Here is a 14434-nt window from a genome sequence, read left to right on the forward strand (position 1 = left end):
ACTTCGAGCGACCGCACGCAAAGCGTGTTGCGTCGCTGTCATATCTGCGACATCATGAAGCGGCCGGTGTAGTGGGGGTCTTTGATGTCCAACAGGTTTACGCAATACATTCTGGCGGCGATGGTGCTCGGCATCATCATGGGCTCGGCGATCTACAATTTCCTGCCCGATACGCGAGGCGACTGGGCCTCCTCCATCAACCTGATCGCCGTGATCTTCCTGCGCCTGATCAAGATGATCATCGCGCCGCTGGTGTTTGCGACCCTGGTCGGCGGCATCGCCCATATGGGCAGTGGTGCAAGGCTCGGACGAATCTTTGCCAAGACCATGGGCTGGTTCGTCAGCGCCTCCTTCGTTTCGCTGTTGCTGGGCCTCGTCATGGTCAATCTGCTCCAGCCCGGCGCCAACTTCCCCGGTACGCTGCCGGACAAGGCGCAGTCGACAGGCCTACCGGTCTCGGCGTTCTCGATCGAGAAATTCCTGACCCATCTGATCCCGACCTCGATCGCGGACGCGATGGCGCAGAACGAAATCCTCCAGATCGTGATCTTCGCGGTGTTCTTCTCGGTGGCAATGGGCGCATTGCCCGAACGTTCCAAGCAGATCCTGTCGCTGATCGACGATCTCGGGCACATCATGCTCAAGGTGACGAGCTATGTAATGCTGTTCGCGCCGATCGCGGTCTGGGCCGCCATCACTGCGACGGTCGCCAAGAACGGCCTGCTGGTGCTCTGGAAGCTGATCGTGTTCATGGGCGGCTTCTATCTGTCGCTGTTCCTGCTCTGGGGTATCCTGGTGATCGTCGGCTTCATCGTGATCGGGCCGCGCTACAGCCATCTCCTCAGGTTGATCCGCGAGCCGCTGATGATCGCGTTCTCCACCGCGAGCTCGGAAGCGGCCTATCCGAAGACGCTCGAGGGGCTCAACAAGTTCGGCGCCTCGTCGCGGATCTCGAGCTTCGTGCTGCCGCTCGGCTATTCCTTCAACCTCGATGGCACGATGATGTACTGCACTTTCGCCAGCATCTTCATCGCGCAGACCTATCACATCGAGATGTCGCTCTCGACGCAGCTTGCGATGCTGGCGACGCTGATGATTACCTCGAAGGGCGTCGCCGGCGTTCCGCGCGCCTCCCTCGTGGTGATTGCCTCGACGCTGTCGCAGTTCGGCATCCCCGAGGCCGGTTTGTTGATGATCATGGGCATCGATACCTTCCTCGACATGGGCCGCAGCGCCACCAACGTGATCGGAAACTCGCTCGCGACCGCGGTAGTCGCGAAGTGGGAAGGCGAACTCGGGCCTGAGCACGCGATGGGACCGGGCGATGTCGTGCCGGGCGATATGGTGCCGGGCGAAGTGCCTGCGATGGCCGGTCACTGACTGGAGGACGTCATGCGCCCTTTGACGGCGATTTCGGGCAGCCTGTTGCTGGCAGCGTGTCTGCTGGCAACCGGTGCCTCCGCTCAGACCGTCGGCAGCGAAGGGCTTAGCCCGACGCTATCAGCCATCAAGAATGCGCACACCGTGCGGCTCGGCTATCGCGAAAGTTCGCCGCCGTTCTCCTTCCTTGACCAGGCCAACCGACCGATCGGCTACAGCCTCGAACTCTGCGAGGCCATTGTCGAGGAGATCGGCGTCGAGGTCGACGATCCCAATCTGAAGATCGACTACGTCAAGGTTACCTCGGACGACCGCATCGACGCCGTGCTTCAGAACAAGATCGACCTGGAGTGCGGTTCGACCACGGCCAATTCCGAGCGCGGCAAGCGCGTCGCCTTTTCGCCGCTGATGTTCGTGGCCGGCACCAAGCTGATGGTGCCGAAGGCGTCTAGCGTCCAGGCGCTGACCGACCTGAAGGGCAAGACCATCGTGGTGACGAAGGGCACCACCAACGAGCAGGCGATCCAGGCGGCCGACAAGAAGTTTTCCTTGGGGCTGAAAATCGTCGTCGGCGCCGATCACGAGCAGTCGTACCAGATGCTCGTCGACGGCAAGGCCGACGCCTTCGCGACGGACGACATTCTCCTCTCGGGCCTGATCGTCCGCCACAAGGCGCAGGACAAGTTTCGCGTCACCGGCGATTATTTGTCCTACGATCCCTACGGCATCATGTTCCGCAAGGGCGATCCGCAACTGTCAGCCGTGGTCGACCGCACCTTCCGCAAGCTCGGCTCCAACCACGACCTCGTGCCGCTCTACAACAAATGGTTCATCGCGCGAATGCCGACCGGTGAGAAAATGAGCGTGCCGATCTCGCTACAGCTGGAAGAAGCCTTCAAGGCGATGGACGATTCCGCGAGCGCGAATAATTAGCGGAGCCTGACTGCAGCGCTCGCGCTACAAGCTCGGTGCACCCTCGCCCCTTGTGGGAGAGGGTGGCTCGCCGCGCAGCGGCGAGACGGGTGAGGGGTATGTCTCCGCGAGACCAACTCTCATGAATTCGCGGAGACATACCCCTCATCCGGCGCTTCGCGCCACCTTCTCCCACAAGGGGAGAAAGGATTACAGCGAGCACTCGCGCTCAGCTTACATCCCCAAACACCCGATCCAGCGCCGCGTCATACGTCGCCTGCACCAGCTCCGGATGCAGCTTCCCCAGCGCTTCCATCATCACGCCCGAATTGATTTCCAGCACTTTCCACGCGCCATCGACACGGACCACGTCGATCGACGCGAACCGGATGCCGATCGCGTTGGCCGCGTCGATGGCAAGTTTTGCGCAGGCCGCGCGGACCTCGCCATCCTCCAACAGCACCGGCTTGGCGCCGGTGTCGAGATTGTGCCGCCAATCTGTGCCACGCTGCTTGCTGTAGACGACCAGGGGCACGTCATCGAGCAGGATCACACGGACTTCGTCCTCGATCGCGACATAGGGCGAGATCACGAGCCCGGCGCTCATCGAAAAAACCTCGCCAACCGCATGGTCGAGTTCCACCTCCGTCGTCACCTTGAACACCGAGCGCCCCGACGTCCCCTCGTTCGGTTTCACCACCACGCCTTGCGGATGGTCGTGAAGCAGCTCAAGCATCCCATCTCGCCAGGTGGGGCCAACAACATTCGTGCCCAGCTTTGGATTGAGGAAGAGATGATGCGGAATGCACCGCAGGCCCGCGAGCGACAGCGCCTCTGATGTCGCCGATTTGTCGTTGGCGAGGCGATGTGCGATCGCGCTGTTGAGGCCGATGTCGTAGCCGAAGGCGAAGCGGCGCATCTCGCCACGGCGCATCGCGATCAGCCATCCATCGGCGCGGACATCGACGTCGATGCCATAGCGCGCGCCATAGCGCCTGATGGCCTGGACGAAGATCCGCTCGCTGCTTGTCATGTCTCGGTCGTTCCAGGCGCTAAAAGCCGCAAAAATGCGGGAAATGGCGCCAAGCCGGAGTGAAATCGGAGCTATTCTTAATGAAATTCTCGCGAGCAGGACGGAAATTAAGTGCTGCTTTCGAGCTCAAAAGGGAAAAGAAATTGCCCTTGAGGCACGCCGGACAGCAGATCCGTTAATGACGTGACCATTTTCGCCGCAAATGCCGCTTTGACCGGCATCAACTGCAGCCGGAACGAGGTTGATTATTGGCCTCAATGGCGTAGATCACACCCAAGAAATCCTCCGCCATGGCAATGGTGTCCGCCCGGTTTTCAGGGCCGGGCAACGCTTTTGCCCTAAAAGCCGCAATTATTCGGAATATCGAAAATCATGAGCGCGTTTTACCGAGAGAAGGTTCTGTCCGTCCAGCACTGGACCGACACGCTGTTCAGCTTCCGCGCCACGCGCGATAGCGGCTTCCGCTTCCAGAACGGCCAGTTCGCGATGATCGGCCTCGAGATCGAGGGCCGTCCGCTGCTGCGCGCCTACAGCATGGCCAGCGCCAATCACGAAGAAGAGCTCGAGTTCTTCTCGATCAAGGTGCAGGACGGTCCGCTGACCTCGCGCCTCCAGAAGATCAGGGAAGGCGACACCATCCTGGTCGGCCGCAAGGCGACCGGCACGCTGATCACCGACAACCTCGTCCCCGGCAAGCGGCTGATGCTGCTCTCGACCGGTACCGGTCTTGCGCCCTTCGCCAGCCTGATCAAGGACCCCGAGGTCTATGAGCAGTTCGAGACCATCGTGCTGGTGCACGGCTGCCGCCAGGTCTCCGAGCTCGCCTATGGCGAGAAGCTGGTCGCGAATTTGCGCGAGGACGAGCTGTTCGGGGAGCTGCTCGCGGACAAGCTGATCTATTATCCGACCGTGACCCGTGAACCGTTCCGCAATCGCGGCCGCATCACCGACCTCATCAACTCCGAGCAGATCTTCAACGACATCGGACAGGGTCCGCTCGATATCGCAACCGACCGAGTCATGATGTGCGGCAGCCCGGCGATGCTCGAAGAGCTGAAAGTGATGTTCGAAGGCCGCGACTTCATCGAAGGCTCCGGCAACAAGCCCGGCCATTTCGTGATCGAGAAGGCGTTCGTCGAGCGCTAAGCACGGCTCGCGCCAGTTAACTCACTGTCGTCTCGGCCAAGGCCGCGACGCGAGTGGAGAGCGGGCCAGCGCCTCGCCTCCCATCGCCTCTTCCCCTCACCATCCTCCCCCGACTTTGTTATTGGCGTCGCCCGCGCGTGGCTTGTTATAAGTTCGCGCCGAAATCTCGCAGCGATGGTGCGATGCGAGAAATGGGGGAGCTACCACGCCTTGTCCGCGATCGACCATGGTCGTCCGCCAAGACCGACTGCCTATGTGCTGGCGGGTGGCGGCAGTTTCGGGGCGATCCAGGTCGGCATGATGCATGCGCTGGCCAAGCACGGGGTCGTCGCCGACCTCGTGGTCGGCTCCAGTGTCGGCGCGATCAACGGCGCCTATTATGCCGGCGATCCCTCGCTCAAGGGCGTGCTCGGGCTGGAAGCGATCTGGCGTAGCCTGAAACGTCAGGACGTCTTCCCGGTCACGTGGCGGACCCTGCTCGGATTCATGTGGCGGCGGGACTTTTTGATCCCCCATGACGGCATCCGCAAGCTGATCGAGGATCATCTGCCCTACCGCAATTTGGAGCAGGCGCAGCTTCCGGTGCACATCGTGACCACCGATTTCGTCTCCGGCGAGAGCGTGGTGCTGTCGGATGGTCCGGCGGTCGAGGCGGTCCTGGCGTCCACCGCGATCCCCGGCGCCTTCACGCCGGTCCACTACCGAAACCTCTTCCTTGCCGACGGCGCGATCTCTTCGAACACGCCGGTCCGGATCGCCGTGCAGAAGGGCGCCAGGCGGCTGATCGTCCTGCCGGCCGGGCACGCCTGCGCGGTCGCCAGCCCACCGGTCGGCGCGGTCGCCAATGCTCTGCACGCGCTGACGCTGCTGACCGCACGGCAGTTGGTGGCCGAGCTCGAAGCGCTTGCCCCGGATATCGAATATGTCGTGGTGCCGCCGCTCTGCCCGATGGTGGGGTCACCTTACGATTTCTCACGCACCGGCGAACACATTGATCGTGCGATCGAGGCTACCGGCGAATGGCTGGCGCAGGGCGGCCTCGAGCGGCACGGCGTGATTCCGCACGAGGCGCAGCTGCACGGCCACTAAATTGGTCACTGATTTGTCATGTCGTTGAATCTATTGCACTGCAAAAGCCAGCGCCTGGACGGATTGATTTGAAGCGTGTGGATTCGGTAGCCTGAAGCCAGGTCCGCGTCATATCCATAGACGCGGCGCGGGCGTATCATACCCCGTCATGCTGACGAGAGGGACGTGGTCGTGGCCAACGAGAACAAGACGCAAGCTTCGCCCGAAGGGCTGATGGAAACCCTGCTGCTTCCATTCTCGCCGCGCTTCATCATCCTGACGATTTGTGCGGTCGTCACTGCGCTCCTGATCGGCATCGGCATCGCCGACCGCAAGATCTTCGGGATCCTGCTGATCCCGATCGTGATCTTCGGCGCCCTGACGCTGCTCGGCGTCCGCGATCTCATGCAGAAGGGCCATGCGGTTCTCCGCAACTATCCGATCTCGGCGCACATCCGCTTCCTGCTCGAAGAGATACGCCCCGAGATGCGGCAGTATTTCTTTGAGAGCGAGAAGGATGGAATGCCGTTCTCGCGCGACATTCGTGCGGTGGTCTATCAGCGCGCCAAGATGCAGCTCGACAAGCGTCCGTTCGGCACCCAGGAGGACGTTTATCGCGAGGGCTACGAGTGGATGCATCACTCGGTGTCGCCGCAGGCGCATGCCGAGGAGAAGTTTCGCGTCACCATCGGCGGACCGGATTGCGCAAAACCCTATTCGGCCTCGGTGTTCAACATCTCGGCGATGAGTTTTGGCGCGCTAAGTCCGAACGCCGTCCGCGCGCTCAATGCCGGTGCGAAGAAGGGCGGCTTCGCTCACGACACCGGCGAGGGTGGCTTCAGCCCCTATCACGCCGAGATGGGGGGCGACATCATCTGGGAGATCGGCTCCGGCTATTTCGGCTGCCGTCATCTCGACGGCAGCTTCGATCCTGATGCGTTCGCGCGTGTTGCGAGCCAGGACCAGATCAAAATGGTCGAGCTCAAGATCAGCCAGGGCGCCAAGCCCGGCCATGGCGGCGTGCTGCCGGCGGCGAAGGTCTCTGAGGAGATCTCAAAAATCCGCGGCGTCTCGATGGGCGAGGACTGCATCTCACCGGCCTCGCACCGCGCCTTCTCGACGCCTGTTGGCATGATGCAGTTCATCGCCGAGATGCGAGAACTCTCCGGCGGCAAGCCGGCCGGATTCAAGCTCTGCATCGGCCATCCCTGGGAGTTTCTGGCGATCTGCAAGGCGATGCTGGAGACCGGCATCTATCCGGACTTCATCGTCGTCGACGGCAATGAAGGCGGCACCGGCGCCGCGCCGCTCGAGTTCATGGACCATCTGGGCATGCCGATGCGCGAGGGCGTCAGTTTCGTCCATAACGCGCTGGTCGGGATCAATGCCCGCGACCGCATCAAGATCGGCGCGTCCGGCAAGATCGCCACTGCCTTCGACATGGCCCGCGCAATGGCGATCGGCGCCGACTGGTGCAATTCGGCGCGCGGCTTCATGTTCTCGCTTGGCTGCATCCAGTCGCTGAGCTGCCACACCGACCGCTGCCCGACCGGGGTCGCGACGCAGGATCCGACGCGTGCGCGCGCGCTCTATGTGCCGCTCAAGATCGACCGCGTGCACAATTATCACCACGCCACGCTGCATTCGCTGACCGAGCTGATCGCGGCGGCCGGTCTGACCCATCCGCAGGAGCTGCGCCCGGTCCATTTCAGCCAGCGGAGCTCGACGACCCATGTGCAGACTTTCGCACAGCTCTATCCGGCGCTGCGCCCGGGCGAACTGCTCGAAGGCACGGAAGACCCGCGGTTCCGCGATGCCTGGCGGATGGCGCGGACGGATTCGTTTCAGCCCGTGCTGTAATAGGGCGATCCATCGCATGATACCGCCGCCTGCAGCGGCGTAAATTCGTCGCGAGCCGGTTGCATCTTAACCTCTGTGTCAGCTTCGGGTGTAAATTGATCCGATGGACGAACGGCGTGACAAAGCCAGGCACCGCGTGCTCAAGGCCGGAACCATCGAGTTCGGCGGCGGCGCGATCGACTGCACTGTCCGTAATTTCTCCGACACCGGCGCGGCCCTCGAGGTCACCAGCCCCGTCGGCATTCCCGAACATTTCACCCTGACCATCAAGGCGGACGGAGCGCACCTGTCCTGCAAGGTGGTGTGGCGCAAGGAAAGACGGATCGGGGTGCGGTTCGGGTGATGGTGTGGCGGGGCTTGGGCAACAATTCCGGTGTCGTCCCGGCATCGATCCCCACGACGCCTAGGCCGATGTGCCATCCATGCGCTGGTGAGGATCAGATGAACCTCGAGCGACTGCTTTGGTTGCAAAATCCCCGCGCCGCGGCATCGCCAGAGACGACCGAGGCGCCCATCGTCCAGCGAAGATTATCAGATCAGCTATTCTTGGGCCGTCCCGACAGAACCCGCCCAATGAACGCGTGGAATTCGGCCATATAATTGCGCAGAAACTCCTCGGTCGAGCCGACAGTCACCTCTCCCTCGTCGGTGACCAGGCCGGGCGTGAACTGGATATAGGCCTCCGGCGCATTCATCTGCGGCGAATTGCAGAAACTCAAAACGCTGCGAAGGCTCTGCTGCGCCACCGCCGTGCCGATCGCTCCCGGGGAGGTCCCAATGACCGCGGAAGGCTTGTGCGTGAACGCATTGGTGCCGTAAGGCCGGCTTGCCCAGTCGATGGCGTTCTTCAGGCCGCCCGGAATCGAGCGGTTATATTCCGGGGTCACGAACAGCAACGCGTCGACCGCGCCGACGGCGTCCTTGAATGCGCGCGCTACGGGCGGATAGTCCGCATCATAATCGTAGCTGTAGAGAGGAAGGTCTTTGAACGATATTTCCATGAATGCGAGGCTCGGAGGCGCCAGCTTCGTCAGCGCCCGGGCGAGTTTGCGATTGATCGACTTGGTAGCAAGGCTTCCGACGAAGTATCCGACTTTGTAGCTGGTCATTGGCGACTCCTCTCGCTTCGGCGCCCGTGGCGACGGGCTCAAACGCTCGGCATCTCGCACATCTGCGCTCAGAATTTCTCGGGATTGTTCCCATCTTTGGCGGTCACGTCGGACTGTTTGGCGAACTTCGCGACGGGAAGCTGCCATCTGTATCGAATTGCCATGACGCGGAGACCGAAGCACAGGATCAACGCGGTAATCGTCACCGGCGCGACCGGCAAGTGCAACAGGTGACCGATCACGACGACGGTCGCCGCAACAAGTGCCGCGACCGCATAGAGTTCGGCGCGCAGCACGGTCGGAATCTCGGTGAGCAGCACGTCTCGCACCATACCGCCGCCGATCCCGGTCACCATGCCGAGCACGACCGCCATGACCGGGCTCAGTCCGTGATCGAGCGCTTTCGACGCGCCCGCGACGGCGAAAAACGCGAGGCCCGCCGCGTCGAACAGCAACACCGCGTTCGATAACCGCACGATCAAGGACGCGAAGTAGAAGGTGACGAGACCCGCGAACAGGGAGGTGCCGAGATAACGAAGATCGTGGAACGCGGCGGGCGGAACCGCACCGATCAGGAGGTCGCGCGTGATGCCTCCCGCGTTCGCCGCCGCGAACGACAGAACCAGAACGCCGAACAGGTCCAGCCCTCGCTTCACCCCGGCTAACGCCCCGCTCAGCGCGAACACAAAGGTGCCGATCAGATCGAGCGCAAGCGAAAGCTCCTCCATGATTTCGGGCCTAGGATGCCGGCAGCCAGGCGCGCGCCGCGACGACCAGCGACTCGACTCCGGTTTGCAGCGTCGGATGAAGAACAGGCGCGAATTTCGGGCTGTGGTTCACAGGAAGTTCGTTGAGCCGGTTGGCTTCCTTCGCCTTCGCGTAGGTCTCCGGGTCGGTGCCGCCGACGAACCAGAAAACCGACGGGACGTGCCACTCCGCGCCGAAGGACCCGAAGTCTTCGCTGGCAGGGGCCAGCCCGGTCGCCCGGACCCGATCGGCGCCGAAATGGCCGCGGAACGCGTCCACTACGCGCTTGCTGGCTTCCTGATTGTTCACGTTGAGGGGATAGTGATCGAGGGTCGTGATCTCGGGTGGTCGAGGCGCGCCCGAAGCGGCCGCTTCGGCGTTGACGATCCGCTCGATCGCCGCCAGCACGCGCGTGCGCACGCCGGCATCGAAGGTCCGCACATTGAGTTTGATGATCGCCTCGTCGGGAATGACGTTTTCCTTGGTGCCAGCCTGCAGGACGCCCACCGTCAACACGGCCGCCTCGGCGGCAGCTACTTCACGGGACACGATGGTCTGCAGCCGCAGCACGGTCGAGGCGGCCATGACCACGGGGTCGATGCTGGCCTGCGGCATCGAGCCGTGCGCACCACGTCCGAACAGACGGATCTGCAGGCTGTCCGCAGCAGAGGTGATCGCGCCGGCGCGCCCGGCGACCGTGCCGGCGGGCCCCACCATCACGTGCTGACCGAGGATGATGTCCGGCTTCGGAAAACGCTTGAACAGACCGTCGTCGATCATGGCCCGCGCGCCTTCAGCCGTTTCTTCCGCCGGCTGGAAGACCACCATCAACGTGCCCCGCCAAGGCGTCCGGGCTTCCGCGAGCAGTTTGGTGGCGCCCGCAAGCCAGGTGACATGCATGTCATGGCCGCACATATGCGAGACCGGGACGCTATTGCCGTCCCGATCGGTGGCGGTCGCCTTGCTTGCGTAAGGGAGGCCTGTCGCTTCCTGCACGGGCAGTGCGTCCATGTCGGCGCGCAGCATGACGGTCGGGCCGTCGCCATTGCGAAGGAGCCCGACCACCCCCGTCTTTCCGACGCCCGACGTCACTTCGAAGCCCGCCGCGACAAGCCGGTCCGCGGCGAGTTTGGCCGTACGGGTCTCCTGCATCGACAATTCGGGATGCGAATGCACGTCCTTGTAGAGTTCGCCCAGGTCGGGGAGCAGGGCCTCGAGGTTGCGCAGTGCCGGATCGGAAAAGCTTCCGTTGGCGGTCATGGGCGGCTCCATCGCGTGACGAGGCGAGGCAGTCTTTGCTCGTTTCTATCGAGGCGCAAGTCATTTCGATGCGGATGCGAGCGTACCGGTGCGGCCGGCAGAGGTCGCGTTGCGCCGTCGAACCGCCGGGTCTCTGCCTCTACAAGCTGCTGTTCAACAGAGCCAGCAAGTCTCATCCGAGGTCACCGCCGGCAACGGGAAGAACGCTGCCGGTGACATAGCTCGCTTCATCCGACGCGAGAAACAGAATTGGCGCAACTTGCTCATTGATCGTTCCGTATCGCTTGAGAAAGCTGGACTCCTCAACCTGCTTGACGACCTCGGTCATCCATTGCGTTTCCTCAGCCGTGTCACCGTCGGCGTTACGTGGCACGCGCCTCGGCGGCGCCTCGGTGCCTCCGGGCGCCGTGGCGACGACGCGGATGTTGCGTGACGCGTACTCCATCGCCAGGCTTTGAGTGATCGCGTTGATTCCACCCTTTGCGGCCGAGTACGGCCCGCGGTGGATGCCGCGCGTCGCGTTCGATGAAACGTTGACGATAGTACCGCCGCCCCGCTCGATGAGATGCGGAAGGACCGCGTGGCAGCACCAAAGGGTGGGCATCAGCGAGCGCCGGATTTCCGCCTCGATCTGCGGCGGCTCGAACCGGTCGTAGGGTCGCATCCGGATGGCGCCGCCGACGTTGTTGATGAGAATATCGACACCGCCGAAACACCTGACCGCCTCGGTCATTGCCCCGGCGGCACCTTCGTAGGATTCGAGGTCGCACACGAAGCCGCGACCCCGCACGCCCGCTTCTGACGCGACGTCGCCTACGAAATCCGCGCGATCGACAAACAGGACCATGCCGCCCTCGGCTGCGGCTCGTAGCGCCACGGCGCGTCCAATCCCTTGTGCGGCCCCGGTGACAACCAGCGTCTTGCCGGCGAAGCGATCGGCGAAGATCATGCCGCCACCGCTTCGGTCGCGGAGAACTTCTCGTAAAAGAAATGCGAGGGCTTCACCCCTTTCTCCATGAAGAAAGCCCGCACCGCCTCCACCATGGGCGGTGGACCGCACAGATAGACGTCGCAGTCGCCGGCATTGAGGTGCTCGTCGGCAAGATGAGCCGTCACATAGCCCTTCAGCGGATGGGCGCTATCCGGATTGACGACGCAGGTCGCCCAGGTAAGGGTCGGCAGTCGCCTGGCGAGTGCCTCGATCCGTTCGATCTCGACCAGATCACCATCGTTGGTGACGCCGTAGATCAGGTGCACCGGCTGATCGGTGCCCTGGTCGGCGAGGACCTCAAGCATCGACAAGATCGGCGCCAGGCCCGTACCGCCCGCGAGCATCAGGACCGGACGCTCCACCGTGCGCAGGAAGAAGCTTCCTTGCGGGCCGACGAACTTCATCCTGGCACCCGTCTTCGCCTCGTTGGCGAGCCAGCCGCTCATGAGGCCGCCCGGCACGTTACGAATGAGAAAACTCACTTCTGGCGCTCCTGCCTTCGAGCTGAAGGAGTAGGAGCGATGTTCGCTGGTTCCCGGCACGGTGAGGTTTACGTATTGGCCGGGAAGGAATCCCAGCGCGTCGGGCCTGTCGAGCTTGAGCTTGAGGATGATCGTGCTATCGGACGCGAGCGCGACCGAGCTCACCTCCCCGCCATGTTCGGCAGGCTTCACCTTGCAGGCACCGGACGGGACCGGTACCGCGATGACGCAGTCCGAGGAAGGCACCATCTGACAGGTCAGCACCAGTCCTTCTTCGGCCTCGGCTTCGCTCAGGGCGTCTTCCAGGTATTCGTCGCCGAGATCGTATTCGCCCCGCTCGCATCGGCACTTGCAGGTGCCGCAGACGCCGTCCGAACAGTCCATCGGCAGGTTGATCTTGTTGCGATAGGCCGCATCCAGGACCTTTTCGCCTTCGTTGCATTCGACGAAGCGGGTGGCTCCGTCTTCGAAGTTGAGTGCCACGCGATAAGTCATGTCTACTCTCCGGTGATCCCGACGAGCGGTGTCAGATGTGATAGATGTCGATGACCTGGTGGATGTAGTCGCTCTTGAGCACGACCTTCTTCGCTAGAATCTGGGGCTCGTCGCCGCGCGTATCCAGCGTGTAGAATGCGGTGCCGAAGAAGCTGTCGGTCTTCTTGTAGCGATGGCTCAGCGTCTGCCAGTTGAAGCGCAGGTCGAGCTCGCCGTCACGCTTCCCCACGATCTCGACATTCGAGATATTGTGGCTGGTGCGTGGCTCCGGCGTGCTCGCGCCCGAGCGCTCGGTCTTGATCCGGAAGACGCGATCTTCGAGGCCTTCCCTGTTGGGGTAGTAGATCAGCGAGATATGCTGCTGCGGATCCTCGACGAGCCGGTCGTCGTCGTCCCACGCCGGCATCCAGAAGCTGGCGTCGGGCGAATAAAGCTTGATCCACTCGTCCCACTGCCGGTCGTCGAGGAGCCGCGCCTCGCGAAACAGGAAGGAGCGGATCTGTTCGAGGTCAAATTTGCCGACGGACACAAGCGGGCTGGCGGTGGCTAGGGTCATGCCGCTTCTCCCCGCATCGGGACGGCGTCGGCCGCTTCGCCGCCGTTTCGCAAAATCGCCTGGCGCAGCGACTTGGCCCAGAATTCGTGCTGGCGCACGAACAGGCCTTCGTCCTCGCTGCGCTCGCCGCTGAGCAGCGGCTTGAGGCCGATCGCCCTGGCGTTCTCATCCGGGCCGTCGATCCAGTGGACGGCACCACGGCTGAGGTCGTTCCAGAGCTCGCCGGCGCCGACATAGGCGGTCTGACACGCGCGGAATTCTTCGAGATCGTCCGGCGTGCCCATGCCGGATACGTTGAAGAAGTCCTCATACTGCCGGATGCGGGTCGCGCGCTCCTTGGCGTCCTCTCCCTTGGGCGCGAAGCAATAGATGGTCACCTCGGTCTCGTCGACGCTGATCGGCCGCACCACGCGGATCTGCGTCGAAAACTGATCCATGAGGTAGACGTTCGGGTAGATTCCGAGATTGCGGGTCTGGCCGATGATGAAGCCGGCGCGGTCCTTCCCGACGCGCGCTTCGAGCGCGTCCTTGTGATTGAAGACAGGCCGTACTTCAGGATTGAGCAGATTGGTCCAGAGCAGAATGTGTCCATTTTCGAAGCCGTAGACGCCGCCCACGCTCTTGGACCAGCCGTTGGCGTCGACCGTCTTGGTGCCCTCGTTGTCGTAGCTGCGATGGCCCATGGTCGCCGAATAGTTCCAGTGTACGGAGCTCACATGATAGCCGTCGGCGCCGTTCTCCATCTGCAGCTTCCAATTGCCGTCGTAGATGTAGGAGGAGTTGCCGCGCAGCACCTCGATGCCGTTGGGCGCCCCATCGACGATCTGGTCGATCACCGCCCTCGCGCCGCCGAGATGCTCCTCGAGGGATACGACGTCCGGATTCAGGCTACCGAACAGAAATCCGCGATAACTCTCGAACCGCGGTAGCTTCGCCAGATCGTGCGAGCCCTGGGTGTTGAAAGATGCCGGGTAGTCGCCGGTCTTGCCGTCCTTCACCTTGAGAAGCTTGCCCGCATTGCTGAAAGTCCAGCCGTGAAATGGGCAGGTGAAGCTGCCCTTGTTGCCGTGCTTTCGTCGGCAGAGCATCGCGCCGCGATGGGCGCAGGCGTTGATCATCGCATGGAGCTCGCCTGCCTTGTCGCGGGTGATCATGATCGGCTTGCGGCCGATCCAGGCGCTGAAATAATCGTTGTTCTCCGGTATCTGGCTTTCGTGCGCCAGGAACACCCAGTTGCCCTCGAAGATATGCTCCATCTCGAGGTCGTACATCTCGACATCGGTGAAGATGTCGCGGCGACAGCGGAACAGCCCGCTCTCCTTGTCTTCGACCACCGCGCCGTCTATGCGCTCCAGAAGTGTCGTCATCGCTTCCTCTCCTCTTTCGTATTCGTTG

At 62.7% G+C, this 14434-nt stretch carries 14 protein-coding genes; 6 read left to right on the plus strand and 8 right to left on the minus strand.

Going from position 1 to position 14434, the window contains the following annotated elements; translation table 11 throughout:
* Nucleotides 1-84 precede the first annotated feature (84 nt).
* Together ABIA96_RS23545 and ABIA96_RS23550 are read left to right on the plus strand one after the other, a co-directional pair.
* On the plus strand, nt 85-1380 hold the full coding sequence (locus ABIA96_RS23545) for a dicarboxylate/amino acid:cation symporter (protein ID WP_354139433.1): 1296 nt from the start codon (nt 85-87) through the stop codon (nt 1378-1380).
* A gap of 12 nt (nt 1381-1392) precedes the next feature.
* The gene (locus tag ABIA96_RS23550; protein ID WP_354139434.1) at nt 1393-2313 is read left to right on the plus strand and encodes an amino acid ABC transporter substrate-binding protein; all 921 of its coding nucleotides are present in this window, start codon (nt 1393-1395) and stop codon (nt 2311-2313) included.
* A gap of 208 nt (nt 2314-2521) precedes the next feature.
* Here ABIA96_RS23550 and ABIA96_RS23555 read toward each other — a convergent pair whose 3' ends face one another.
* Entirely contained in the window at nt 2522-3325 is an 804-nt protein-coding gene (locus tag ABIA96_RS23555) for an ATP-grasp domain-containing protein (RefSeq protein ID WP_354139435.1), read from the minus strand.
* A 372-nt stretch (nt 3326-3697) separates the two neighbouring features.
* Between ABIA96_RS23555 and ABIA96_RS23560 the strand changes: the two genes are divergently transcribed.
* The 4 genes from ABIA96_RS23560 (at nt 3698) to ABIA96_RS23575 (ending at nt 7742) form a co-directional block, all read left to right on the plus strand.
* Nucleotides 3698-4471: a ferredoxin--NADP reductase gene (locus ABIA96_RS23560; protein ID WP_354139436.1), complete on the plus strand. Its 774-nt coding sequence runs from the start codon at nt 3698-3700 to the stop codon at nt 4469-4471.
* 210 nt (nt 4472-4681) lie between these two features.
* Nucleotides 4682-5560 (plus strand): patatin-like phospholipase family protein, encoded by an 879-nt coding sequence (locus ABIA96_RS23565; protein ID WP_354139437.1) that lies wholly within the window; start codon nt 4682-4684, stop codon nt 5558-5560.
* 213 nt (nt 5561-5773) lie between these two features.
* Complete coding sequence (locus tag ABIA96_RS23570; protein WP_354139569.1) at nt 5774-7399, plus strand: FMN-binding glutamate synthase family protein; 1626 nt, start codon at nt 5774-5776, stop codon at nt 7397-7399.
* 103 nt (nt 7400-7502) lie between these two features.
* The gene (locus ABIA96_RS23575; protein WP_354139438.1) at nt 7503-7742 is read left to right on the plus strand and encodes a PilZ domain-containing protein; all 240 of its coding nucleotides are present in this window, start codon (nt 7503-7505) and stop codon (nt 7740-7742) included.
* A 193-nt stretch (nt 7743-7935) separates the two neighbouring features.
* Here ABIA96_RS23575 and ABIA96_RS23580 read toward each other — a convergent pair whose 3' ends face one another.
* From ABIA96_RS23580 to ABIA96_RS23610, 7 genes are all read right to left on the minus strand, one after another.
* A complete protein-coding gene (locus ABIA96_RS23580; RefSeq protein ID WP_354139439.1) occupies nt 7936-8508 on the minus strand; it encodes an NADPH-dependent FMN reductase in 573 nt (190 codons plus the stop codon).
* A gap of 68 nt (nt 8509-8576) precedes the next feature.
* Nucleotides 8577-9236 (minus strand): trimeric intracellular cation channel family protein, encoded by a 660-nt coding sequence (locus ABIA96_RS23585; protein ID WP_354139440.1) that lies wholly within the window; start codon nt 9234-9236, stop codon nt 8577-8579.
* A gap of 10 nt (nt 9237-9246) precedes the next feature.
* Entirely contained in the window at nt 9247-10515 is a 1269-nt protein-coding gene (locus ABIA96_RS23590; RefSeq protein ID WP_354139441.1) for a M20 family metallopeptidase, read from the minus strand.
* Nucleotides 10516-10687: 172 nt separating this feature from the next.
* The gene (gene benD, locus ABIA96_RS23595; RefSeq protein WP_354139442.1) at nt 10688-11464 is read right to left on the minus strand and encodes a benzoate diol dehydrogenase BenD; all 777 of its coding nucleotides are present in this window, start codon (nt 11462-11464) and stop codon (nt 10688-10690) included.
* A complete protein-coding gene (benC, locus tag ABIA96_RS23600) occupies nt 11461-12483 on the minus strand; it encodes a benzoate 1,2-dioxygenase electron transfer component BenC (protein ID WP_354139443.1) in 1023 nt (340 codons plus the stop codon). The genes benD and benC overlap by 4 nt, the downstream gene beginning before the upstream one ends.
* 31 nt (nt 12484-12514) lie before the next feature.
* Complete coding sequence (gene benB / locus ABIA96_RS23605) at nt 12515-13039, minus strand: benzoate 1,2-dioxygenase small subunit (protein ID WP_354139444.1); 525 nt, start codon at nt 13037-13039, stop codon at nt 12515-12517.
* Nucleotides 13036-14406 carry a Rieske 2Fe-2S domain-containing protein gene (locus tag ABIA96_RS23610; RefSeq protein WP_354139445.1) on the minus strand — a complete coding sequence of 457 codons (1371 nt, stop codon included), beginning with the start codon at nt 14404-14406 and terminating at the stop codon, nt 13036-13038. The genes benB and ABIA96_RS23610 overlap by 4 nt, the downstream gene beginning before the upstream one ends.
* Nucleotides 14407-14434 lie beyond the last annotated feature (28 nt).

Source organism: Bradyrhizobium sp. LB11.1 (assembly GCF_040549385.1).
Classification (GTDB): domain Bacteria; phylum Pseudomonadota; class Alphaproteobacteria; order Rhizobiales; family Xanthobacteraceae; genus Bradyrhizobium.